The organism is Saccharothrix longispora (assembly GCF_031455225.1).
Lineage (GTDB): Bacteria > Actinomycetota > Actinomycetes > Mycobacteriales > Pseudonocardiaceae > Actinosynnema > Actinosynnema longispora.
Window position 1 is genome coordinate 4,709,746 of record NZ_JAVDSG010000001.1, and the last position, 22,591, is coordinate 4,732,336.

Here is a 22,591-nt window from a genome sequence, read left to right on the forward strand (position 1 = left end):
CGGTCGAACCGGTCGGCTTACGCTGGGGCCATGCGCGCGTGGTTGGCCAGGGGTTCCTGGACGGGGTTGGTCCACGGCGGGGTGCAGGTCGGCACCTCGGCGGTCGAGGTGCACAGCCCCGGGGCGGCGTCCTCCGTCCGGTACATCGCGCTGGGCCTGCTCGTGGTGATCGGCCTGCTGTGGGCCGCGCTCGACGCGTGGCGCGGGCTGGAGGACCGGGGGATGGTGTGGTTCTTCGCCGGGCTGGTCGCCGGGCCGCTGGCGGGACTGGTGGGCGTGGTGGGCCGGTCGTGGGTGGACCGGACGGGTCTGGAGGCGCTCGGCCCGGCGCTGACCGGCGGCGCGGCGTTCACCGCGCTGCTGGTGATGGCGACCGCGGTGGTCGGCCTGGCCGTCGGCGGCGCGCTGCCGCAGCCCCGCGAGGTCGGGTCCGGCGAGCAGCGCGCGGACGGCCCGCACCGGGGCACGACCCCGGCCGGCCGGTCCTAGCGCTTCGGGTCGTTGGCCTTGGCGTGGGCGTCCCAGGCGGTCTGCGACACGTCGGCGACCGGTGAGGAGTTGAGCGCCGCGACCTCGGCCGAGGAGATCACCCACAGGCGGGCGTCGGCCAGCAGCAGCCCGATCCGGCCGTCCGGGGCGCGCAGCGCCCGCACGCCGGCGGGGATGCGCGCGACGACCTCCATCCCGTCCACGACCGGGGGGCGCCGGTCGAGCACGCGGGTGGCCAGCCGGTCGGCCACCGACCGCCGTTCGACGCGCACCACCTCGCCGCCGCTCACCAGGTCGACGGTGTTCTCCGGTGACGGCACGGCGAACCCCTCCAGCACCCGCGCCGCGTCCTCGTTGGCGCAGCCGGGCGCGCCCGCGACGTCGAGGCCGAAGTGGGCGAGGTCGGTCGGCGCGGCGGAGCGCGGGTCGAGGGCGGTGGCGCGGACGAGGTCGAACGGGATCCGGCCGCACGGGTCCCCGGCCGCGAGGGGCGCGTGGCCGATCGCCGTGCGGACCAGGCCGGGCCCCTCCTTCCACGGTCCGGGCACCAGCACCGGCGGGTGCGGGTTGGCGGTGAACTCGCGGTTCCAGAACGTCAGCGTCGTGCCGTGCTCGGTCTCGTGGGCGATGGCGAACGCCCGCAGCGCGTCGACGTACACGAGGTCGGCGCTGAACGCGTCCACCACCGACCGGGTGCGCGGTACGCGGGTGCCGGCGACGGGGGCGAAGCCCCCCTCCCCGAGTGCCTGCACGCCCGAGGCGAACAGCGGGTCCTTGGACCGCAGCACGAACTGGCCCGCGCCGTTCCACCCGGCGGCGGCGCCCGTGGTGTCGGTGAACATCAGGTGGAACCAGCCGTCCAGCCACAGCGCCGACGGCTGGCCCGCGCCGTAGGTGTTCTCGCGCGTGCGGTCGTAGGACGGGCTCAGGATCGGGGCGCCCCCCGCCGCGCGGGTCCACGTCAGGCCGTCGGTGCTGGTGGCGACGCCGATGGCGTTGCCGTGCGCGTGGTCCCCGGCCGCACCCGTGTAGTAGAGGTAGTAGGTGCCGGCGACGCGGATCACCGACGGGTCGCAGGTGTGCATGCCGTCGAAGCCGCCAACGCTGCCCGAGAGCACGGGGACGGGGGGTCCGCCGCCGGGCGCGGCGAACGGGCCGTCGGCCGACGCGGCCTCGGCGTAGAGGATGTCGTCTCCCGCGGGTGCCGCGGCCTGCAGCTGGCCGCACCACCACATGCGGTGCCGGCCGCCGTCGAGCACGACCGTCGGGCCGTAGTTGTAGGGCGAGTCGCCGCCGGAGGCGACCACGCCGGGTCCCTGCCTGCCGCGGTCGGTGGCGAGCGCCACCGGTGTCGGGGCGGCGGGCGTGGGCGTGGACGCCGCGCCGGGCGGTGCGTCGCCGGCCGCGACCGACCCGGGGGCCCCGGTGGCGGCGGACCCCGGCGTGGCGGGCGCGGGGTCGGCGGCGATCGGCGTGCAGGCGGCCAGCAGTGCGGCGACGAGCGCGGAGCCGAGCAGCCTCGCTCCCACGACGGGACTGCGCATGCGGGACGGGTCTCCACTTCTGCGGCGGGATCGGACACCGGGAAGACGCGCGGCACCCGGCTCCGGTTCAGTCTAGAGAGCCCGTACTACGTACGAGTGTCACCCGCCCGAGGCGACCAACTCGACTTCGAAACTCCCGCGCTCACGCCGTGGCGGCCAGGTGCCGGATCGCGAGGGCGTAGCCGTCCACGCCCAGTCCCGCGATGACGCCCTCGGCGACCTCGGAGATGTAGCTGTGCCGGCGGAACTCCTCGCGCTTGTGCACGTTCGAGATGTGGACCTCGACGAGCGGCGCGGTGAGCTGGGAGCACGCGTCGCGCACGGCCACCGAGCAGTGCGTCCACGCCGCCGGGTTGAGCACCACAGGCAGGCCCTCGTCGGCCGCCCCGTGCAGCCAGCCGAGCATCTCGCCCTCGAAGTCGGTCTGCCGGACCTCGACCTCGACGCCCAGCTCGCGGCCGGTCGCCTCGCACAGCTCCACGAGGTCCGCGTAGGTGGTGCGGCCGTACACGTCCGGCTCGCGCGTGCCGAGGCGGCCGAGGTTGGGGCCGTTGAGCACCAGCACCTTCACAGCAGCACGCCCCCGCCGGACCTGCCCTCGGTGGCGACCGCGGAGTACGCGGCGGCGATGAGCGCCGGGTCCGGGCCCTCCAGGCGGCCGGGCTTGGCCAGTCCGTCGAGCACGACGAAGCGCAGCACGCCGGCGCGGTTCTTCTTGTCGCTGCGCATGCCCTCCAGGAGTTGCCCGAGGGCGTCCGGGTCGTAGCCGGTGGGCAGGCCGAGCGAGGACAGGATCGAGCGGTGGCGGTCGGCGGTGGCGTCGTCCAGCCGCCCGGCGAGGCGGGCGAGTTCGGCGGCGAACACCAGGCCGACGCTGACCGCCGCGCCGTGCCGCCAGCGGTAGCGCTCGCGGCGCTCGATGGCGTGGCCGAGCGTGTGGCCGTAGTTGAGGATCTCCCGCAGGCCGGACTCGCGCAGGTCGGCGGACACCACGTCGGCCTTGACCTGGATCTTGCGGCGGACCAGCTCCTCGATGACGTCGCCCGCCGGGTCGAGCGCGGCGGCCGGGTCGGCTTCGACGAGGTCGAGGATCACCGGGTCGGCGATGAACCCGCCCTTGACCACCTCGGCCATGCCGGCGACCAGCTCGTTGCGGGGCAGCGTCTCCAGCGTGGCCAGGTCGACGAGGACGGCGGCCGGCTCGTAGAACGTGCCGACGAGGTTCTTGCCCGCGTCGGTGTTGATGCCGGTCTTGCCGCCCACCGCGGCGTCGACCATGCCGAGCAGGGTCGTCGGCACGTGCACCAGCCGAACACCGCGCATCCACGTGGAGGCGACGAACCCGGCGAGGTCGGTCACCGCGCCGCCGCCGAGCCCGACGACGGCGTCGGTCCGGCCCAGGCCGATGCGCCCGAACACGTCCCAGCAGTACCCGGCGACCCGCAGGTCCTTGCCGTCCTCGGCGTCGGGCACCTCCACCCGGTGCGCCTCGACGCCCGCGGCCTCCAGTTCCTCCCGGACCGCCTCGGCGGTCTCGGCGAGCGTGGGTGTGTGGACGATCGCCGCCTTCGCCGCGCCTCGCAGGGTCTCGACCAGGTCGCCCAGCAGGCCCCGGCCCACCACCACGTCGTACGGTCGTTCCGCGGCCACGCGGATGCGCACCGGATCGCCCATCACCACTCCCCTTCGTCGCTCACCATTCGACCACGACCGCCTCGGGCGCGTGGCCGCACCGCGGTCGGCCCCGCCGGTTCAGCCACTGCGGTCGAGCACGGCGTCGACCACGCGCTCCGGGGCCAGGTCGTCGGTGAGCACCTCGATCGTGGCCACCTCCCGGTACAGCGGCAACCTGGCGTCGAGCAGGGCCTTGAACGTCGAGCGCGGGTTCACCCCGGCCAGCAGCGGCCGGGCGGTGGACAGGCCGGTGCGCCGCACGCCCTCGGCCGTGCCGACGCCGAGGAACACCACGGTGTGGCCGGCGAGGCGTTCCCGGGTGGCCGCGGACAGCACGGCGCCGCCGCCCAGGGCGAGCACCCCGTCGTGGTCGGCCAGCCCGGCGGCGACGGCCCGCTCCTCCAGCGCCCGGAACGCGGGTTCGCCGTCGGTGGTGAAGATGTCGGAGATCGGCTTGCCCGCGGCGGCGACGACGTCGTCGTCGGTGTCCCGGAAGGTCACGCCGAGCCGTTCGGCGAGGAGCCGCCCCACCGTCGTCTTGCCCGCGCCGGGCGGGCCGAGGACGACGAACCGGGGGCTCACAGCCCCGCCCACCGGGCTTCGAGGGCCTCCAGGTAGGAGGCCACGTTGCGCTTGGTCTCGGCGATCGAGTCGCCGCCGAACTTCTCCAGCGCCGCCTCCGCGAGCACCAGCGCCACCACCGACTCCAGCACCACGCCCGCACGCGGCACGGCGCACACGTCCGAGCGCTGGTGGATGGCGACGGCGGGCTCTCCCGTCCGGACGTCCACGGTGGACAGGGCGCGCGGCACGGTGGAGATCGGCTTCATGGCGACGCGCACGCGCAGCGGCTCGCCGTTGGTGATGCCGCCCTCCAGGCCGCCCGCCCGGTTGGAGCGGCGGGTGACGCCCTTCGGGCCGGTGCCGCGGTCGATCTCGTCGTGCGCCCGGCTGCCCCAGCGCCGGGCGGTGGTGAAGCCGTCGCCGACCTCCACGCCCTTCATCGCCTGCACGCCCATCAGCGCGCCCGCGAGCCGCGCGTCCAGCCGGCGGTCCCAGTGCACGTGCGAGCCGAGGCCCGGCGGCAGGCCGTAGGCGATGACCTCGATGACGCCGCCGACCGTGTCGCCGGCCTCCTTGACCGCCTCGACCTCGGCGACCATCGCGTCCGTGCCGCGCGCGTCGAACGCGCGGACCGGGCTCGCGTCGATCGCGGCCAGGTCGCCGGGGCCGGGCACGGCGGCGTCCTCCGGCGTGGCGGCCCCGCCGATCGACACGACGTGGCTGATCACGTCCACGTCGAACACCTGCTTGAGGAAGTGGCGCGCGACGGTGCCCAGCGCGGTGCGGGCCGCGGTCTCCCGGGCGCTGGCGCGCTCCAGCACGGGGCGCGCCTCGTCGAAGCCGAACTTCTGCATGCCGGGCAGGTCGGCGTGGCCGGGCCGGGGCCGGGTCAGCGCCTCGTTGCGGCCGGTGGGCTTGAGCTCGGACGGGTCGACGGGGTCGGGGGACATCACCTTCTGCCACTTCGGCCACTCGGTGTTGCCGATCCGGACCGCGATCGGGCCGCCCTGGGTGAGCCCGTGGCGGACGCCGCCGAGGACCTCCACCTCGTCGGCCTCGAACCCCATGCGCGGGCTCCGCCCGAAACCGAGTCGGCGGCGCTCCAGTTGGGCGGTCAGGTCGGCAGTGGTGACCTCGACCCCGGCGACCATGCCTTCCAGCACGGCGACGAGAGCGGGCCCGTGAGACTCACCAGCGGTGATCCAGCGCAGCACGCGTGAATCCTTCCACAGCGTCGGAGCGGGGGTGTGCGCAGGTCAGCGACCGTGGCCGCGTCCCGACAGGTGGACGCCGGGTCGGGTCAACCTCCCACCGCCACCGCCAGCCAGGTGGCTGCCAGCAGCCCCGGGCCGTGCGGCACACCGCCCTCCCGGAACCACCGCGCGAGCACCAGGGTCACCGCGCTCGCCACCACCAGCGCGCCGGGCAGGGCCCACCACGACACCGAGGCCAGCACCGCGCCCAGCGCACCCGACAGCTTCACGTCCCCACCGCCCATCGAGGACGGCGCGAGCAGCCGCACGGCCAGGTGCACGGCGAAGAACGCGGCCCCGCCGAGCAGGACGCGCGGCGGGTCGGCGCCGGAGCACCACAGGCCGGCGCCCAGCAGCGGGTACGCGGGCAGCGTCAGCGCGTCGGGCAGCCGGCGGTGGCGCAGGTCCACCGTGGACAGCGCCACGGCCAGCGCGCAGAGCGGGAGCGCCACCGGCAGCCACCGGGGCGGGACGAGCAGGGCGCTGGCCCAGCACAGGGCCGCCGTGCACCACGCCCAGTGGACCACCGCCGTCGCGGGAGCGGAGCGGAGGAAGCGGACCAGGGGGGTGAGGGGGTGCGAGCCGGACGACGAGGTGATCATGCGTCCAGGGTGCGCGGGGCGCGGGAGCGGTTCAAGGACGGGCTCGGGTGAACGGTCCGTTCACCCGAGCCCGTCCACCGGCCGCGGGGTTCAGCGCTGCCAGGAGAACAGGGCGTCCCCCACCGCGACCGGACCGCCGGCCCGGTCGCCGAGCGCCTCGGGCGTCGCGTCGAGCGCGATGACCGGGCAGATCGGGGCGAACCCGGCGGCCTCGACCTCGGCCGGGTCCCAGCTCACGACGGGCTGGCCGGCGCGGACGGTCTCGCCCTTGACCACGTGCGGCGTGAAGCCCTCGCCCTTGCGCTTCACCGTGTCGATGCCCAGGTGCACCAGGACCGCCGCGCCGTCCTCCGTCGCCACGACGAACGCGTGCGGGTGCAGCGTCACGACCACGCCGTCCACCGGGGACACCACGTCCGCGGCGACCCGGTCGGGCTCGACCGCGACGCCCGGCCCGACCATGGCCTGCGCGAACACCGGGTCGGGCACCTCCGACAGCGGCACCGCGCGCCCGCTGACCGGGCTCGTCACGCGCAGCGTCACAGCAGGTCCTCGATGTCGCTGGCGATCGTGTCCGCCTCCGGCCCCACGACGACCTGGACGACGTTGCCGGACCGCATCACGCCGTGCGCGCCCAGGCCCTTCAGGGCCTTCTCGTCGACCAGGGAACCGTCCTCCAACTCACAGCGCAGGCGCGTGATGCAGGGCTCGATCTCCACGATGTTGTCCGCGCCGCCGAGCGCGGCGAGGATCTTCACAGCCTTGTCGTCCGCCACTTCAAGTCCTCTCTCGACACCTGTCCCGAGGGCAACAGGTCCTGAGGGTGCCACCGCTCGGGCACGGTCCCGTAACGGCGGTTGACACCCGGCCGGCGCGCGGAGCATCCTCCCCGCACCAACTGGTCTAGACCGGAAAGTACCAATCTCGGTCCGGACCCGCGAGCGTCGGGGGAGGTGTCGTGGACCGCGCGGAGATCGTCGACGGGCCCAAGCCCAAGCACGCCCAGCTCCGCGACATCCTGCGGCGCGCGGCCGAGCAGGAGCTGCCCCCCGGTTCGCCCATCCCGTCCGAGCGCGACCTGGCCCGGCAGTACCGGGTCTCCCGCATCACGGTCCGCGCCGCCGTCGGGCAGCTCGTCGCCGAAGGACTCCTGACCAGGGCGAAAGGCCGGGGCACGTTCACCGCCCGCCGCCGGATGGACGTGCAGCTGTACCTGGAGTCCTTCACCGACGACATGCGCAGGCGCGGGTTGAGCCCGGCGACCGAGGTGCTGTCGTGCGGCGAGGAGGAACCACCGCCCGCGGCGTCCGCCGCCCTCGGCCTCGGGCAGCACGAACGCGCGTGCAGGCTCGTGCGCCTGCGCCGCGCCGACGGCGTGCCGCTGGCCGTCGAACGCGGCTGGTACAGCCCCCGGGTCGTACCGGGGCTGCACGGCCACGACCTGACGACCTCGCTCTACGCGTTGATCGCCGACACCTACGGGGTCCAGCTCGACCACGCCGGCCAGACGGTGTGGGCCGAGGGCGCGGACCCCGAGACCGCGAAGCTGCTGGGCGTCCGCACGGGCTCCCCGCTGCTCGTCTTCCGCAGGGTCGCCGGCTCCCGGGGCAGGCCCGTCGAGGACATGACGTCCTGGTACCGGGGCGATCTCTACCAGGTGACCATGCAACTGGACCGGACCGACCCGGAGTCCGGACCGCACCGTTCCCACAAGGGAGGTACCCCATGAGCGCCAGCGCCCCTCAGGCGACCGGCGGTCGTGAGATCAAGGGACTGGCCGCGTTGCAGCGCTTCGGTCGCAGCCTCATGCTGCCGATCGCCGTGCTGCCCGCGGCCGCTCTCCTGCTGCGACTCGGCCAGCCCGACATGCTGGGCGAGGACGGCCTCGGCTGGAACAAGGTCGCGACGGTCATCGGCAACGCGGGCGACTCGCTGTTCGCCAACCTGCCGCTGCTGTTCGCGGTCGGCATCGCGGTCGGCTTCGCCCGGCGCGGCGACGGGTCCACCGGTCTGGCCGCGGTGGTCGGCTACGTGGTGCTCCAGGGCGTGTTCAAGGCGATGTCGCCCCTGGTCCTCGACCAGCCGGACGACCCGGCCGCCAAGGCGAACCTGATCGACTACAAGGTCCTCGGCGGCATCGTCGTGGGTCTGCTCACCGCCGTGCTGTGGCAGAAGTACCACCGCATCAAGCTGCCCCCGTACCTGGCGTTCTTCGGCGGCCGGCGGTTCGTGCCGATCCTGGTCGCGGGCGTCGTGGTCGTCATCGGCGTGCTGATGGGCCTGGTGTACCCGGTCTTCGCGGCCGGCCTGGAGAACGTCGGCGAGGCGATCACCGGCAGCACGATCGTCGGCGCGGGCCTCTACGGCTTCGTCAACCGGCTGCTGATCCCGCTCGGCCTGCACCACATCGTCAACAACGTGCTGTGGTTCCAGTTCGGCGAGTTCGAGGGCAAGACCGGCGACATCCCCCGCTTCCTCGCCGGGGACCCGACCGCGGGCACGTTCCAGACCGGCTTCTTCCCGATCTTCATGTTCGCCCTCCCGGCGGCGGCGCTGGCCATCGTGCACACCGCCCGGCCGGGCCAGAAGAAGATCATCGCCGGCATCATGGGCTCGGCGGCCCTGACCGCGTTCATCACCGGCGTCACGGAGCCGCTGGAATTCGCGTTCATGTTCGTGGCGTGGCCGCTGTACCTGATCCACGCGTTCCTCACCGGCACGTCGCTGGCCGTCAGCAACGCGCTGGGCATCCACGACGGGTTCGGGTTCTCCGCGGGCGCCATCGACTACGTGCTGAACTTCAACATCGCGACCAAGCCGCTGCTGATCCTCCTGCTGGGCGCGATCTACGCGGTGATCTACTACTTCCTGTTCCGCTTCGTCATCACCAAGTGGAACCTGAAGACCCCGGGCCGCGACGCCGACGAGGACCCCGAGGCCGACCAGAGCGCGGTCGAGCCGGCCGGTGCCGTGCGGGACCGCCCCCGGAAGGGCCGTGCCCGCACCGACGAGGACAACGGAGAAGACAGGAATGCCTGAGCGACGGGTCACCGTGGCGAGCAAGGTCGGGCTGCACGCGCGGCCGGCGGCGCTGCTGGCCAAGGCGGCGGCAGGACAACCGGTCAAGGTCACCATCCGCAAGGACGACGGCCAACCGGTCGAGGCGGCGAGCGTGCTGGGCCTGATGACGCTCGGCGCGATGCACGGCGACGAGGTCGTGCTGGCGGCGGACGGCGACGGCGCGGACGCCGCGCTGGAGGCGATCGCGGAGATCATCGCCACCGACCTCGACGAGGGCTGATCCACCCACGGGGGCACCGCGCGCACCGGTCGTGCGGGCGGTGCCCCCTCGCCCGAGGCGGTGGCCGCCCACGAGGCCGCGCGACCGAGGAGCGGGTACGGGGCGTGGACGGTGGCGGACCTGGACCGCGGGCTGCGCGAGGGCACGCCCTGGATCGGGTGGTGGCCGGACACGACCGACCTGACGCCCGGGCAGACCGCCGACGCGATCCTCGCCGACCTGGAGCGGTCCCGGGTCGACCGACCCCGCGGACCGGGCCGCTAGAGCGGCAGCGGCAGCACGTCGCCGGTCGCCGCGCGCAGCGCGCGGCGCATCTCCTCGCGCGGCGCGGGCAGGCCGGTGAACTGCTCGCACTGGCCGAACGCCTGGTGCAGCAGCATGTCCAAACCGGTCGCCACGGTGCGGCCGCGCTTCTCCACCGCGGACGCCAGCGGCGTCGGCCACGGGTGGTAGACGACGTCCAGGACGCACGGCGACTCGGCCAGGGCGTCCGCGACCGGTCCGGTGGCCTCCGGCGGCACGGTGCTGACCAGCACGTCCGACGACGCGGCCAGGGCGGCGAAGTCGGCCCCGTCCCACGTCACCACGTCGAGCGCCACGCCGAGGCGCGCCGCGCAGGCCTCCGCCTCCGCCGCCCGCGACACCGACCGCACGACGAGGGTCACCGCGCGCACGCCCACCGAGCCCAGGGCGACCAGCGCGGCCGTGGCTGTGCCACCCGCGCCCAGCAGCACGGCGCGCGTGCCGGAGGTGAAGCCGCACGCCGCGCCCAGCGCGCCCAGCACGCCGTCCACGTCGGTGCAGTCGGCGCGCCAGCCGCCCTCGGCGCGGACCAGGGTGTTCGCGGCGCCCACGAGGGTCGCCCGGGACGTCGCGGACGTCGCCACCGCCAGCGCGGCGCGCTTGTCCGGCATGGTCACCGACAGACCCACCCACTCCGGGGACAGCCCTCCGACCAGTGCCGGGACGTCGTCCGCGACGCACTCGACCCGCGTGTAGGACCAGTCGAGGCCGAGCGCGGTGAACGCGGCGCCGTGCAGCACGGGCGACAGCGAGTGGGCCACCGGCGAGCCGATGACCGCTGCGCGGCGGGTCACGTCAGAAGACGCCCTTCCGCCTGGCCTCGGACACCGCGGCGTCGTGCTCGTCGAACGTGACGTTGAAGCACGTCGTGCCGTCCGTCTCGCACTTGACGAAGAACAGCCAGTCCCCCGCCTCGGGGCTGATGGCGGCCTTCACCGCCTCCATGCCCGGCGACCCGATCGGCGTGGGCGGCAGGCCCCGCGTCTCCGCGCTGTAGGTGTTGTACGGCCCGGACCGCGCGCGGTCCTCGTCGCTGGTGGTGATGATCGGCCGGTCGAGCTTGTAGTTGACCGTGGAGTCCAGTTCGAGGATCTGCCCCTTGGCCAGCCGGTTGTAGATCACCCGGGAGATCTTGCCGAAGTCCTTGGTCTTGCCCTCCTTCTCGACCAGCGAGGCGACGACGAGCACCTCGTAGGGCTTGAAGCCGGTCGCGCCGGTACCGGAGGGGATGCCGTAGCCCTGGAGGCGGTTCAGCGACGTGGTGAGGACGCTCCGGAGCAGCTCGACGGGGCTCGCGCCCGGGTCGAGGTGGTACAGGCCGGGGACGATGAGTCCTTCGAGGCGGTTCTCCCGGGGCGCGGCGCTGATCGACGGCAGCGCCCAGTCGGGGATGCCCAGCGCCTGCGGGTCGGCGTTGTCGGCCACGTCGCGCAACTGCTCGACGGTCGCGCACTTCTTCGCGCCGTCCAGCTCGACGCACGAGGCGTCGGACAGCATCGACAGGATGCCCTTGGTGACGGAGCCGTCCAGCGCGGTGATGTCGTGCAGGACGTTGCCGCCCTTGACCTCCAACGGCGTGATCTTGGCCGCCGGGTCGACCATGCGGGTGACCGCGGCGGCCCCCGACATCTTGGTCTTCATCAGGTAGAAGCCCGGCTGGATGGCGGTGAGCCGGTCGTCCTGCGCGCCCGCCTCGGTGAACGCGCGGGCGCTGGCCACGACGCCCTGCTCGTGCAGGGTGGTGGCGATCGCCGAGACGAAGTCGCCGTCCTTGACCTCGACCACGACGTCGGCCTCGCCGGCGCCGCCGTAGTCCTCGTACGAGCCGATCCCGCTCAGCACCCGGTACCCGTAGTACGCGCCGCCGGCGCCTCCCGCGAGCACCAGCGCCACGACGATCCACAGGATCGTGCGCTTGCGCTTGGCCTTGGCCCGACGCGCCGCCGCGGCGGCGCTCTTCCTGCCGCGCGCCCGCTCGTCGGCGCGCGCGTCTGGATCGGCGAACAACCCGAGGTCGTCGTTCACGAGCCGTCCTTAGCTCCGGGGGCTCGTTCCTCGTCGGCGGAACGGGCCACGTGTCGCGCCCGTGCGTCCAGCCAGGACTGCAGGATCTCGACCGCGGCAGCCTGGTCCACGACAGCACGTTGCTTCTTGCCCCGAACACCGCGCTCGGCCAGCACGCGGCTCGCCGTGACGGTGGTCAGCCGCTCGTCGGTGAGCCGCACCGGCACCGGGGCGACGCGTTCGGCCAACGCCGCAGCGTACGCCGCCGCCTTCTCCGCCGCCGGCCCGTGCCTGCCCGCCAACGTGCGGGGCAGGCCGACCACGACCTCGACCACGTCGTGCTCGGTGACGAGACCGGCCAGGTCGGAGAGGTCCCGACCGGCCTTCTCGTCACGGGACAGGGTAACCAGCGGGGTCGCCAGGAAGGCACCCGGATCGCTCAGGGCGACCCCGACGCGCACCGCGCCGACGTCGACGCCCAGCCTCCTGCCGAGGCCCGGGTCGTCGACGCCGGCGCGATCAGCTCCGCTCAATGCGCCCTCACCTGGAGGAAGCGCTTCGGCCGGGTTCAAGGGCGCGGTCCACCTCGGCGCGCAGGGCGGCCACGGCCTCCCGCACACCGGCCGGGTTCGTGCCGCCGCCCTGGGCCAGGTCCGGCTTGCCGCCGCCGCGACCGCCGACGGCCGGGGCGAACGCGGGCACCAGCTTGCCGGCGGCGAGGCCCAGGTCGCGGGCGGCGGCCGTGGTGGCGACCACGAAGCTGACCTTGTCGCCGTCGGGGGCGAACAGGCCGACGACACCGGGCTTGGCGCCGAGCCGGTTGCGCACCTCGTTCGCGAGGGTCCGCACGTCGACGGCGGCCGTGCCCTCGGGCAGGGCCAGCGCGACGAGGGACAGCCCGCGCACGTCCAGGGCCTGCTCGGCCAGGGAGCCGGCGGAGGACAGCAACTGGGCGGCGCGGACCTTCTCCAGCTCCTTCTCGGCCGCGCGCAGGCGCTCGACCAGGGCCTCGACCCGGGCGGGCACGTCGGCGTCGGGCACCTTCAGCAGGGCGGCGACGTTCTGCACGAGGGCGCGCTCGCGGGCCAGGTACTGGAACGCCTCGATGCCGACGTAGGCCTCCAGGCGGCGCACGCCGGAGCCGACGGACGACTCGCCGATGAGCGTGATCGGGCCGATCTGGGACGAGTGCTCGACGTGCGTGCCACCGCACAGCTCGCGCGACCAGGGGCCGCCGATCTCGACGACGCGCACGGTCTCGTCGTAGGTCTCGCCGAACAGGGCGACCGCGCCCATCTCCTGGGCGCCGCCCATGTCGGTGTGCACGACCCGCACCGGCAGGTCCTTGCGGACCGCGAGGTTGGAGACCTCTTCGATCTCGCTGCGCGTCTCACCGGACAGGCCGCCGGTCCAGGCGAAGTCGAGCCGCAGGTAGCCGGGCTTGTTGTAGGAGCCGCTCTGGAGGGCGGACGGGCCGAGCACCTGGCGCAGGGCGGCGTGCACGACGTGCGTGCCCGAGTGGCCCTGGCGGGCGCCGACGCGCCACTCGGGGTCGACGCGGGCCTCGACGTGCTCGCCCTCGGCGATCTCGCCGCTGACCACGCGCACCTGGTGCACCCACAGCTTGCGGGCGACCTTCTGGACGTCGACGACCTCCAGCTCGGCGCCGCCGGTGACGATGGTGCCCGCGTCGCTCTCCTGGCCGCCGGACTCGGCGTACAGGGGGGTGCGGTCGAGGACGACCTCGACGATGTCGCCCTCGCGGGCCGAGCGCACGCGCTTGCCGTCGCTGACGATGCCGCGCACGGTGGCCTCGGAGGCCAGCTCGGTGTAGCCGGTGAACTCGGTGGCGCCGAGGTCCAGCAGCTCCCGGTACACGGTCTGGTCGCCGTGGCCGGTCTTCTTGCCGGCGGCGTCGGCCTTGGCGCGGGCGCGCTGCTCGGCCATCAGCTTGCGGAAACCGGCTTCGTCCACGGTCAGGCCCGCCTCGGCGGCCATCTCCAGGGTGAGGTCGATCGGGAAGCCGTAGGTGTCGTGCAGCTGGAACGCCTTGTCGCCGGGCAGGGTGGCACGGCCCTCGGCCTTCACCGCGCCGGCGGCGGTCTCGAAGATCCGCGAGCCGGCGTCGAGGGTGCGCAGGAAGGTGTCCTCCTCCGCCTTGAGCACCTGCTCGATCCGGGCGAAGCCGCCGACCAGCTCGGGGTAGGTCGCGCCCATGGTGTCGCGGACGACGGCGGCGAACCGGTTGAGCACGGGCTCGGTGACGCCGAGCAGGCGCGAGGAGCGGACGATGCGGCGCAGCAGGCGGCGCAGCACGTAGCCGCGGGCCTCGTTGCCGGGGGTGACGCCGTCGCCGACGAGCAGCACGCCGGAGCGGGCGTGGTCGGCGATGACGCGGAAGCGCACGTCGTCGACCTCGTCGTCGCCGTAGCGGCGGCCGGACAGCTCCTCGGCGGCGGTGATGACGGCGCGCACGAGGTCGGTCTCGTAGACGTTGTCGACGCCCTGGAGCAGGAACGCCACGCGCTCGACGCCCATGCCGGTGTCGATGTTCTTGGCGGGCAGCTCGCCGAGGATCGGGTAGTCCTTCTTGGCCCCGCCCGCGCCGCGCTCGTTCTGCATGAAGACGAGGTTCCAGATCTCCAGGTACCGGTCCTCGTCGACGACCGGGCCGCCCTCGGCGCCGTACTCGGGGCCGCGGTCGTAGTAGATCTCGGAGCACGGGCCGCACGGGCCGGGCACGCCCATCGACCAGTAGTTGTCCTCGACGCCGCGGCGCTGGATGCGCTCCGGCGGCAGGCCGGCGACCTTCTGCCACAGGTCGGCGGCCTCGTCGTCGTCGAGGTAGACGGTCACCCACAGGCGCTCCGGGTCGAACCCGTAGCCGCCCTCGTCCTGGGACTTGGTGACCAGCTCCCAGGCGAGCCGGATGGCGTCTTCCTTGAAGTAGTCGCCGAAGCTGAAGTTGCCCGCCATCTGGAAGAACGTCAGGTGGCGGGTGGTCTTGCCGACCTCGTCGATGTCGGGGGTGCGCACGCACTTCTGGACGCTGGTGGCGCGCTTGTACGGCGGCGGGGCCTCGCCGAGGAAGTACGGCTTGAACGGCACCATGCCGGCGTTGACGAACAGCAGGTTGGGGTCGTCGAGCAGCAGCGACGCGCTGGGGACCACGGTGTGGCCGGCGTTCTCGAAGTGCTCGCGGAAGCGCTTGACGATCTCGTGGGTCTGCACGGGCTTTCCTTCGAAGTGCTGTGGTGTGGGGGCGCGGTGAGGCGAACGACGTGCGTCAGTCGTTCGCCCTGCGCGCTCGCCGCCCGGTGGTGTGACCGGTCTGGCGCTCCACGGTGTCGTGCAGCTCCTGCTCGCGCTCGGACATGCCGGCGCGCACGTCGGCGCCGAAGGACCCGAGGGCGCCCGCCAGCTCGCGCAGGCCGTGGCCGACGTTCTCGCCGATGCCGGCGGGGGTGGCGGCGTGCGCGGCCTGCCCGGCCTTGCGGGTGGCGAAGACGCCGGCGGCGATGCCGAGGCCGAACCAGAAGATCCGCTTCATCGCCTGCCCCTGCGCCGGAGGTGCTTGCCGGGGGCTTCCTTGGCGGCGCGGCGGGCCCGGACGGCCTTGCTGAGGCCGTAGGACAGCGCGGCGGCCTTGACCAGCGGGCCGCCGAGGGTGGCGGTGAACAGCGAGGTGAGCGCGGAGACGTTCCCGGTGACCGCGCGGGCGTTGGCGGTGATCCCGTCCACCCGCTCCAGCTGCGTGTTGACGTGCGTGATCGTCGTGTTCGCGCCGGTGAAGATCGGGTCGCTGTTCTGGTGGGCCTTGCGGATGGCGACCGTGGCCTCGTCCAGCGTCCGGCCCAGCTTGATCAACGGGATCGCCAGCAGCAGCACAAGCAGCACGAACGCGCCGGCGGCGACCAGCGCGGCGATCTGCCCTGGCGACACGGACCCTCCTGGTGGTTCTGGCGAGACGTGGGTGGGGGCCAAGGCTACCGCGCTCCGCCGCGCGGGTCCGCACGAGATCGCCCGCACGGCGTGCCAAGGGGTGGGACGGTCGACCAAGACCCCCCATTTGGCGTCGATTCGACCGTGCGGTCGGCGGCTAGCGTGACCGGGGTGATCGTCACGTCGATCACGAAGCGCTTGACACCCACCACGCCGAGTAGATGAGGTAAGGCTAACCTTTATCGCATCGTCGGAGGTGCCGTGTTCGCCGCCAGTCCCTCCGGACGCCCGATCCCCGCCGGACGCCCCGCCGACGTGCTGGCCTCGGCGATGGGCCGCCTCGGCGAGCTGCCCGAGCACGGCCTGGGCGCGAACGCGGCGCTGGCCCGGCTCACCGAGGTGCTGGCCGAGTACGACGTGGACCTCGCCCACCCGTTCGCCGCCGCCCACCTGCAACCGCCGCCGCTGGCCGTGGCCGTCGCGGCGGACGCGCTGGCCGCCGCGGGCAACGCCTCGCTCGACACCTACGACTCCGGGCCCGCCGCCATCGCCGTCGAGCGCTGGGTCGTCGCGGCGCTGACCGGGCTGGCCGGGTTCGGCCCGGGTGCCGACGGCGTGTTCACCCCCGGCGGCACGCTGTCCAACCTGACCGCGCTGCTGCTGGCCCGGGACGCCGCCGCCGCCCGGCTCGGCGTCGACGTCCGCTCCGACGGCGTGGCCGCGCTGCCCGACCCGGTGGTGCTGTGCTCCGAGGCGGCGCACTTCTCCGTGCAGCGGGCGTGCGCGGCGCTGGGCATCGGCGAGCACGCCGTGCGGCCGGTGGCGGTCGACCCGCTCCGGCGGATGCGCCCCGACGCGCTGGACTCCCAGCTGCGCTCGGGCGGCACGCCGGTCGCCGTGGTCGCCACGGCGGGCACCACCGACTTCGGCTCGGTGGACCCGCTGCACGAGGTGGCCGAGGTGGCCCGCGAGCACGGGGCGTGGCTGCACGTGGACGCCGCCTACGGCTTCGGCGCGCTGTTCTCCGCCAAGCTCGCCGGACTGGTCGACGGCCTGTCGCTGGCCGACTCGGTGACCGCGGACCTGCACAAGATCGGCTGGCAGCCGGCGTCGGCGAGCGTGCTGCTGGTGCGGTCCGCCGCGTCGTTCGGCGCGCTGGAGCGGTCGGTGGCCTACCTCAACCCCGAGGACGACCGCGCCGAGGGCTACGACGGCACGCTGGGTCGCACGCTCCAGACCACGCGCCGCGCCGACGCGGTGAAGGTGGCCGCCACGCTCCTCGCGCTCGGCCGCGCGGGCCTGGGGGCGCTGGTGGACCGCTGCCACGAACTGGCCCGCCACGCCGCCGGGCTGATCGCCGCCGACCCGGCGTTCGAACTGGTCGGCGGGGCGACGCTGACCACCGTGGTGTTCCGCTACCGGACCGCGGACGAGTCGCGGTCCGACGAGGTGAACGCGCGGCTGCGCCGGCGGCTGCTGCGCTCGGGCGAGGCGCTGATCGGCCGCACCGAGGTGGACAAGGCGACCTGCCTGAAGTTCACCCTGCTCAACCCGAACGCCCGGGAAGCGGACCTGGTGGCGCTGCTGGCGCTGGTCCGCGAGGCCGGCTCCGCCGCCGAACGGCTGTTGGAGGGAGTGGCATGAGACCTGACGCACTGGAGGGCGACCCCCGGTCGGCCGCCGAGCACGCCCACCTGGAGGCCCTGCTGCGCTGCTGGGTGCGCGAGCGGGGCGTGCCGGTGGGCGACCGGGTGCGGGTCGAGGCGCTGGGCGTGCCGCTGGAGGCGGACGTCCGGTACCGGTCGGCGACCGGCTGGCACCGGTTCGGCCCGGTGACGCTCGCCGGCCGCCCGGCCGACCCGGTGGTGGCGGTGGCGCTGGTCGGTGCCGAACTGGGCGGTGACACGGCCGACCTGGTGGAGCGCACCGCCGAGTCGGTGCGCCGGGTGGCCGGGTTCGTGGAGCAGCGCAGGCGCGAACCGGTCGGCCCCGCCGACCGGTTCCTCGACGCCGAGCAGCGCCTGATGCTCGGCCACCTGCACCACCCCGCGCCCAAGAGCCGCGACGGGCTGTCCGAGGCCGACAACGCCCGGTACGCGCCGGAGCTGCGCGGGTCGTTCCCGCTGTTCTGGTTCGCCGCCGCCGAGGAGGTCGTCTCGCACGGCTCGGTCGCCGGGCCGGACGCGCCGTCGCTGATGGCCGCGCTGGCCGGGCGCAGCCCCGAACCGGGCCGGGTGCTGGTGCCCGCGCACCCGTGGCAGGCGCACGACCTGCTGCGGCGACCGCGCGTCGCGTCGCTCGTCTCGCGCGGGCTGCTGGAGCCGCTGGGCGAGTTCGGGCCCGCCTGGTCGCCCACGTCGAGCCTGCGCACGGTGTACCGCACGGGCGCGCCGGTGATGCTGAAGCTGTCGCTGGGCCTGCGGATCACCAACTCGCGGCGCGAGTCGACGTCGACCGAGCTGCGCCGCGGGTCGGAGGTCCACCTGCTGCTGGAGTCCGGGTACGCGGCGGGCACCGGGAAGGCGCACCCGGAGTTCTCGGTCGTGCGCGACCCCTCGTGGCTCGCGGTGGACGAGGGCGGCGAGGTGACCGGACTGGACGTGGCGGTGCGCGAGGTGCCCGACGGCATCGCCGATTCGCGGTGCCTCGCCGGTCTCGTCGCGCCGCGGCCGGGCATCGGGCGCAGCCTGCTGGGCGAACTGGTGGTGCGGCTCGACGCCGCCGAGTGGGTCGCCTCCTACACCGACCACGTGCTGGTGCCGATGCTGCGGCTCTACGCCGAGACCGGCATCGGGCTGGAGGCCCACCAGCAGAACACGCTGGTGCGGCTGGACCCGGCGGGGCGCGTGGTCGGTGGCCGGTACCGGGACAACCAGGGCTACTACCTGGCGGCCTCGCGCCTGCCGGACGTGCTGGAGCGGCTGGGCGTCGCGTCCTCCACGCTGGCCGTCGTGGACGACGCGGTGGTGGACGACCGGCTCACCTACTACCTGCTGCGCAACCAGGCGCTGGCCGTGGTCGGCTGCCTGGGCGTGGAGGGGCTGGCCGACGAGCGCGACCTGCTCTCCGTGATGGCGTCCCGGCTGGAGTCGGCGCTGCCCGCGCTCGCCGAGGCCGGTCCCGACGGCGACCGGCTGGCGCGGCGGTGGCTCACGGCGGACCTGCTGCCGTGCAAGGCGAACCTGCTGACCAGGCTCCAGGGCATCGACGAGGTGCTCGCGCCGCTGGACGCCCAGTCGGTGTACTTCGACGCACCCAACCCGCTCGTCCCCGATCACCCCCGGGAGGGGAGGTGCGCCCGGTGACCCACCTCGACGCCTACCGGCCGACCGACGACCTGTCCGGCGTGCCCGGTCCCCCGCTGCCCGTGCTCACCGACGGGTGGCACGCGCGGGTCGTGGACCCCGACCGGGACCTGAACCTGGTGCACCGCTGGATGCAGGCGCCGCACGTGGTCGCGTTCTGGCACCAGGCGTGGCCGCGCGAGCGGTGGGACGCCGAGCTGCGCGGGCAGCTGGCCGGCGTGCACTCGCTGCCGCTGCTGGTGGGCCGCGACGGCGACCCGCTGCTGTACGTGGAGGTGTACCGGGCGGCGCGGGACGTGGTCGCGGGCGTGTACCCGGCCCGACCGCACGACCTCGGCCTGCACCTCGCCGTCGGGGAGCTGGCGATGACCGACCGGGGTCTCGTGCGGTCGCTGCTGCCCGTGCTGGCCGACGCGCTGTTCGCCGCCGACCCGCGGTGCACGCGGGTGGTGCTGGAACCCGACGTGCGCAACCGGCGGGCGATCAGCTCGTTCACCGCGGGCGGGTTCGCGCCGGTCGGCGAGGTGCTGCTGCCGGACAAGGTGGCCCTGCTGATGGTGCGCACCCGGTGATCGACGTGCTGGCGATCGGCTGCGGGCCGTTCAACCTGGGACTGGCGGCGCTGGCGTCGACGGTGGACGACGTGGACGTGGTGGTGCTGGAGGCGCGGCCGGAGCTGCGCTGGCACCCCGGGATGATGTTCGACGACGCGGTGCTCCAGGTCAGCTTCCTGGCCGACCTGGTGACGCTGGTCGCGCCGGCGCACCCGCTGTCGTTCCTGGAGTACCTGCGCGACGCGGACCGGCTCTACCCGTTCTACGTGCGGGAGAGGTTCCACCCGACGCGCCGGGAGTACGAGGACTACCTGCGGTGGGCGGCGTCGCGGCTGCCCGTGCGGTTCTCGCACCCGGTGACCTCGGTGCGGTGGGAGGACGACCGGTTCGCGGTGTCCGGCGACGGGTTCTCGTGCGAGGCGCGGAACCTGGTGCTGGGCGTGGGCACGGAGCCGTTCGTGCCGCCGGCGCTGGACGGGCTGGGCGACCGGCTCGTGCACACCTCCGGGTACCTGCACCGGGACGTGGACGCGGCGCGGGTGACCGTGGTCGGGTCCGGGCAGTCGGGGGCGGAGGTGGTGCTGGACCTGCTGCGGCGCAACGCGTCTCCCGGCGGGCCCGCCGTGTCGTGGCTGACCCGCACCCCGGTGTTCGCGCCGCTGGACTACACGAAGCTGGTGCTGGAGATGACCACGCCGGCGTACGTGCGGCACTTCCACTCGCTGCCGCCGGAGCGGCGGGACGCGGTGCGCGCCGAGCAGTGGCGCCACTACCGGGCGATCTCCTCGGAGACCATCGAGGAGCTGCACGACCTGCTGTACCGGCGGGAGTGGGAGCACGGCCTGGCGCCCGTGGAGCTGCGGCCCGGGGTGGCCGTGGTGTCGTCGCGGGTGACGGCGTCCGGCGTGGAGCTGACGTGCGCGCACCGCGACACCGGGCGGACGTTCACGCACGTCACCGACCTGGTGGTGGCCGCGACCGGGTACCGGCAGGCGGCGACGCCGTTCCTCGCGCCGCTGGAGCCGCTCGTGCGGCGGGACGACGCCGGCCGGTACGTGGTGGCGCTGGACCACTCGGTCGCGCTCGACCCGTCGGTCACCGGCCGCGTGTTCGTCGCCAACGCCGACCTGCACAGCCACGGCGTCGCGGCGCCCGACCTGGGCATCGGCGCGGTGCGCAACGCCACGATCCTCAACGCGGTGACCGGCCGCGAGGTGTACCCGCTTCCGAAGCACACCGCCTACACCAGCTTCACCGCACCGGGGGACGACCGTGACTGACCTGTGGCGCGAGTGCTCGGCCGCGTTGCTCGCCAAGGCGATCGGCGAGCTGTGCTTCGAGGAGCTGCTGGCCCCCGTCGGGGGTGTTCCCGGTGGGAACGCCGGGCCGGGCCGGTACGAGCTGCGGTTCGACGATGCGGTCTACGCGTTCTCGGCGTCGCGGACCGCGTTCGGCGGGTGGGTCGTGCGGCCCGGGTCGGTGCGGCGGGGCGCGGCGGGCATCCTCGGCGACGACGTGGTCGAGCCGTGCGACGACGTGCAGCGGTTCGTGGTGGACGCGTTCCGCTCCCTGCGGGTGGACCCGGCCACCACCGCCGGGTTCCTCGCCGAGGTGACCTCGACGCTGGCGGCGGACGTGGCACTGGCCGCGACCGCCCGCCCGGTCGCCGAGCTGGTCGCGCTGCCGCACGCCGAGCTGGACGGCCACCTCACCGGGCACCCGTGGCTGATCGCGAACAAGGGGCGGATCGGGTTCTCGGCGGAGGACGCGGCCCGGTACGCCCCCGAGTCGCGCACCCCGCTGCGGGTGCCGTGGCTGGCCGTGCACCGGGGGCTGGCGGAGTTCCGGGGCACGTCGTCGCTGTCGGAGGCGGCCGTGCGCGCGCACGAGCTGTCCCCCGGCACGGTCGAGCGGTTCACCGAGGTGCTGCGGGAGGCGGGCGCCGACCCGGCGGCGTACGTGTGGCTGCCCGTCCACCCGTGGCAGCTCGACCACGTCGTGCGTACCCTGTGGGCGCCGGAGCTGGCGCTGGGCCGCGTCGTGGAGCTGGGCGAGGCCCCCGACTTCCACCTGCCCACCCAGGCGATCCGCACGCTGTCCAACGTGGACTCGCCCGGGCGCTACCAGGTGAAGCTGCCGCTGCGGGTGCTCAACACCTCCGTGTACCGCGGCATCCCGCCGCACTGCACGCTGGCCGCGCCGGTCGTCACGCAGTGGCTCAAGGGCCTGTGGGAGTCGGACAAGCTCATCGGCGAGTGGGGCACGTCGCTGCTCGGCGAGGTCGCGTCGGTGACCGTCCGCCACCCGGGGCTGTCCCGCGCGGGCGAGGTGCCGTACCAGTGGCTGGAGACGCTGGGCTGCATCTGGCGCGAGCCGGTCCCGCTGCGCCCCGGCGAGCGCTCGTGGTCGTTGGCCGCCCTGCTGCACGTGGACCGCGCGGGCCGGCCGCTGGTCCGCGAGTTCACGGGCTCGCACGACCCCGGGGTGTGGTTCGCGGCCCTGCTGCGGGCGTTGTTCCGCCCGCTGGTGCACTTCCTCTACACGTACGGGATCACGTTCAACCCGCACGGCGAGAACGTCGTGGTGATCACCGACGAGTCCCACCTGCCCGTCCGCGTGGCGGTCCTGGACCTGGTGGACGACGTGAACGTGTCGGTCGACCGCGTCCCCGCCCGCGGCCTGGAGCCGGACACCGACGACCCGGTGCTGCCGCGCAAACCGTGGCCGGTGCTGCGCCAGTACATCGTGGACGCCCTGCTGGTCGGCGTCTTCCGCCCCCTGTCCACCCTCGTCGACCTGCCCGCCGACACCTTCTGGGGCATGGTGCGGGGCGAGGTGGACGCCTACCGCACCCGCTTCCCGGAGCTGGCGGACCGCATGGACGAAGGCTCCCTGACCGCCCCGGAGTTCCTCCGCTTCCCGCTCAACGGCTACCGGATCACCCTGGGCTACCGGGACCTGACCGCCCGCCCGCCGGTGCCGAGGACGGGCACCCTGCCCAACCCGCTGCACGACGTGCCGCCGATCGCACCCCTCGACGGGTGGTGAACGGGGTT

General features: G+C 74.2%; 24 protein-coding genes. 10 read left to right on the forward strand and 14 right to left on the reverse strand.

Annotation, left to right across the window (positions count from 1 at the left end; all coding sequences use genetic code 11):
* Positions 1–30 precede the first annotated feature (30 nt).
* On the forward strand, positions 31–489 hold the full coding sequence (locus J2S66_RS19070) for a hypothetical protein (RefSeq protein ID WP_310308514.1): 459 nt from the start codon (positions 31–33) through the stop codon (positions 487–489).
* On the opposite strand, the gene J2S66_RS19075 is transcribed toward J2S66_RS19070, so the two are convergent.
* From J2S66_RS19075 to J2S66_RS19110, 8 genes are all read right to left on the reverse strand, one after another.
* Positions 486–2,033 (reverse strand): glycoside hydrolase family protein, encoded by a 1,548-nt coding sequence (locus tag J2S66_RS19075; RefSeq protein WP_310308515.1) that lies wholly within the window; start codon positions 2,031–2,033, stop codon positions 486–488. The two genes, J2S66_RS19070 and J2S66_RS19075, sit on opposite strands and share 4 nt — an antisense overlap.
* Positions 2,034–2,175: 142 nt before the next feature.
* Entirely contained in the window at positions 2,176–2,604 is a 429-nt protein-coding gene (gene aroQ / locus J2S66_RS19080) for a type II 3-dehydroquinate dehydratase (protein ID WP_310308516.1), read from the reverse strand.
* Complete coding sequence (gene aroB, locus J2S66_RS19085; protein ID WP_310308517.1) at positions 2,601–3,707, reverse strand: 3-dehydroquinate synthase; 1,107 nt, start codon at positions 3,705–3,707, stop codon at positions 2,601–2,603. Before aroB ends, aroQ begins: the two co-directional genes overlap by 4 nt.
* A gap of 78 nt (positions 3,708–3,785) precedes the next feature.
* Positions 3,786–4,289: a shikimate kinase gene (locus tag J2S66_RS19090; protein ID WP_310308518.1), complete on the reverse strand. Its 504-nt coding sequence runs from the start codon at positions 4,287–4,289 to the stop codon at positions 3,786–3,788.
* Entirely contained in the window at positions 4,286–5,485 is a 1,200-nt protein-coding gene (gene aroC / locus J2S66_RS19095) for a chorismate synthase (protein ID WP_310308519.1), read from the reverse strand. Before aroC ends, J2S66_RS19090 begins: the two co-directional genes overlap by 4 nt.
* 86 nt (positions 5,486–5,571) lie before the next feature.
* Positions 5,572–6,126 (reverse strand): prepilin peptidase, encoded by a 555-nt coding sequence (locus J2S66_RS19100; RefSeq protein WP_310308520.1) that lies wholly within the window; start codon positions 6,124–6,126, stop codon positions 5,572–5,574.
* 90 nt (positions 6,127–6,216) lie between these two features.
* A complete protein-coding gene (locus J2S66_RS19105) occupies positions 6,217–6,669 on the reverse strand; it encodes a PTS sugar transporter subunit IIA (protein ID WP_310308521.1) in 453 nt (150 codons plus the stop codon).
* Positions 6,666–6,902, reverse strand: coding sequence for a PTS sugar transporter subunit IIB (locus tag J2S66_RS19110; RefSeq protein WP_310308522.1), 237 nt, complete (start codon positions 6,900–6,902; stop codon positions 6,666–6,668). Before J2S66_RS19110 ends, J2S66_RS19105 begins: the two co-directional genes overlap by 4 nt.
* A 182-nt stretch (positions 6,903–7,084) precedes the next feature.
* On the opposite strand from J2S66_RS19110, the gene J2S66_RS19115 reads away from it, so the two are divergent.
* From J2S66_RS19115 to J2S66_RS19130, 4 genes are read left to right on the forward strand one after another with little or no spacing between them, the layout of a single operon-like run.
* Positions 7,085–7,855: a GntR family transcriptional regulator gene (locus J2S66_RS19115; protein ID WP_310308523.1), complete on the forward strand. Its 771-nt coding sequence runs from the start codon at positions 7,085–7,087 to the stop codon at positions 7,853–7,855.
* Positions 7,852–9,165 (forward strand): PTS transporter subunit EIIC, encoded by a 1,314-nt coding sequence (locus J2S66_RS19120; protein ID WP_310308524.1) that lies wholly within the window; start codon positions 7,852–7,854, stop codon positions 9,163–9,165. The genes J2S66_RS19115 and J2S66_RS19120 overlap by 4 nt, the downstream gene beginning before the upstream one ends.
* Entirely contained in the window at positions 9,158–9,427 is a 270-nt protein-coding gene (locus J2S66_RS19125) for an HPr family phosphocarrier protein (protein WP_123746552.1), read from the forward strand. Before J2S66_RS19120 ends, J2S66_RS19125 begins: the two co-directional genes overlap by 8 nt.
* Positions 9,428–9,487: 60 nt before the next feature.
* Complete coding sequence (locus tag J2S66_RS19130; RefSeq protein ID WP_310308525.1) at positions 9,488–9,691, forward strand: hypothetical protein; 204 nt, start codon at positions 9,488–9,490, stop codon at positions 9,689–9,691.
* On the opposite strand, the gene J2S66_RS19135 is transcribed toward J2S66_RS19130, so the two are convergent.
* The 6 genes from J2S66_RS19135 to J2S66_RS19160 are packed head-to-tail and all read right to left on the reverse strand — an operon-like array spanning position 9,688 to position 15,676.
* The gene (locus tag J2S66_RS19135) at positions 9,688–10,524 is read right to left on the reverse strand and encodes a shikimate dehydrogenase (RefSeq protein ID WP_310308527.1); all 837 of its coding nucleotides are present in this window, start codon (positions 10,522–10,524) and stop codon (positions 9,688–9,690) included. The two genes, J2S66_RS19130 and J2S66_RS19135, sit on opposite strands and share 4 nt — an antisense overlap.
* A gap of 1 nt (position 10,525) precedes the next feature.
* The gene (gene mltG / locus J2S66_RS19140; RefSeq protein ID WP_310308528.1) at positions 10,526–11,755 is read right to left on the reverse strand and encodes an endolytic transglycosylase MltG; all 1,230 of its coding nucleotides are present in this window, start codon (positions 11,753–11,755) and stop codon (positions 10,526–10,528) included.
* Positions 11,752–12,267, reverse strand: coding sequence for a Holliday junction resolvase RuvX (gene ruvX / locus J2S66_RS19145; RefSeq protein ID WP_310308529.1), 516 nt, complete (start codon positions 12,265–12,267; stop codon positions 11,752–11,754). Before ruvX ends, mltG begins: the two co-directional genes overlap by 4 nt.
* A 7-nt stretch (positions 12,268–12,274) precedes the next feature.
* On the reverse strand, positions 12,275–14,965 hold the full coding sequence (gene alaS, locus J2S66_RS19150) for an alanine--tRNA ligase (RefSeq protein WP_310308531.1): 2,691 nt from the start codon (positions 14,963–14,965) through the stop codon (positions 12,275–12,277).
* A gap of 55 nt (positions 14,966–15,020) precedes the next feature.
* Positions 15,021–15,284: a hypothetical protein gene (locus tag J2S66_RS19155; RefSeq protein ID WP_306749236.1), complete on the reverse strand. Its 264-nt coding sequence runs from the start codon at positions 15,282–15,284 to the stop codon at positions 15,021–15,023.
* Positions 15,281–15,676, reverse strand: a complete 396-nt coding sequence (locus tag J2S66_RS19160; RefSeq protein ID WP_306749237.1) for a DUF948 domain-containing protein — start codon at positions 15,674–15,676, stop codon at positions 15,281–15,283. The genes J2S66_RS19155 and J2S66_RS19160 overlap by 4 nt, the downstream gene beginning before the upstream one ends.
* Positions 15,677–15,937: 261 nt before the next feature.
* Between J2S66_RS19160 and J2S66_RS19165 the strand changes: the two genes are divergently transcribed.
* Genes J2S66_RS19165 through J2S66_RS19185 form a run of 5 tightly spaced genes read left to right on the forward strand, consistent with a single transcriptional unit; the run spans position 15,938 to position 22,583 of the window.
* Positions 15,938–17,320, forward strand: a complete 1,383-nt coding sequence (locus J2S66_RS19165; protein WP_310308532.1) for a pyridoxal phosphate-dependent decarboxylase family protein — start codon at positions 15,938–15,940, stop codon at positions 17,318–17,320.
* Complete coding sequence (locus J2S66_RS19170; RefSeq protein ID WP_310308533.1) at positions 17,317–18,981, forward strand: IucA/IucC family protein; 1,665 nt, start codon at positions 17,317–17,319, stop codon at positions 18,979–18,981. The genes J2S66_RS19165 and J2S66_RS19170 overlap by 4 nt, the downstream gene beginning before the upstream one ends.
* Positions 18,978–19,553, forward strand: a complete 576-nt coding sequence (locus J2S66_RS19175) for a GNAT family N-acetyltransferase (protein ID WP_310308534.1) — start codon at positions 18,978–18,980, stop codon at positions 19,551–19,553. Before J2S66_RS19170 ends, J2S66_RS19175 begins: the two co-directional genes overlap by 4 nt.
* The gene (locus J2S66_RS19180; RefSeq protein ID WP_310308536.1) at positions 19,550–20,815 is read left to right on the forward strand and encodes a lysine N(6)-hydroxylase/L-ornithine N(5)-oxygenase family protein; all 1,266 of its coding nucleotides are present in this window, start codon (positions 19,550–19,552) and stop codon (positions 20,813–20,815) included. The genes J2S66_RS19175 and J2S66_RS19180 overlap by 4 nt, the downstream gene beginning before the upstream one ends.
* Positions 20,808–22,583 (forward strand): IucA/IucC family protein, encoded by a 1,776-nt coding sequence (locus J2S66_RS19185; protein ID WP_310308537.1) that lies wholly within the window; start codon positions 20,808–20,810, stop codon positions 22,581–22,583. The genes J2S66_RS19180 and J2S66_RS19185 overlap by 8 nt, the downstream gene beginning before the upstream one ends.
* Positions 22,584–22,591 lie beyond the last annotated feature (8 nt).

What these genes read in the sequence shown, in the direction of transcription:
- J2S66_RS19070 (WP_310308514.1), top strand. Translation starts at nt 31, where the DNA reads ATGCGCGCGTGGTTGGCCAGGGGTTCCTGGACGGGGTTGGTCCACGGC.
- J2S66_RS19075 (WP_310308515.1), bottom strand. Translation starts at nt 2,033, where the DNA reads ATGCGCAGTCCCGTCGTGGGAGCGAGGCTGCTCGGCTCCGCGCTCGTC.
- aroB (WP_310308517.1), bottom strand. Translation starts at nt 3,707, where the DNA reads ATGGGCGATCCGGTGCGCATCCGCGTGGCCGCGGAACGACCGTACGAC.
- J2S66_RS19100 (WP_310308520.1), bottom strand. Translation starts at nt 6,126, where the DNA reads ATGATCACCTCGTCGTCCGGCTCGCACCCCCTCACCCCCCTGGTCCGC.
- J2S66_RS19120 (WP_310308524.1), top strand. Translation starts at nt 7,852, where the DNA reads ATGAGCGCCAGCGCCCCTCAGGCGACCGGCGGTCGTGAGATCAAGGGA.
- J2S66_RS19125 (WP_123746552.1), top strand. Translation starts at nt 9,158, where the DNA reads ATGCCTGAGCGACGGGTCACCGTGGCGAGCAAGGTCGGGCTGCACGCG.
- J2S66_RS19155 (WP_306749236.1), bottom strand. Translation starts at nt 15,284, where the DNA reads ATGAAGCGGATCTTCTGGTTCGGCCTCGGCATCGCCGCCGGCGTCTTC.
- J2S66_RS19170 (WP_310308533.1), top strand. Translation starts at nt 17,317, where the DNA reads ATGAGACCTGACGCACTGGAGGGCGACCCCCGGTCGGCCGCCGAGCAC.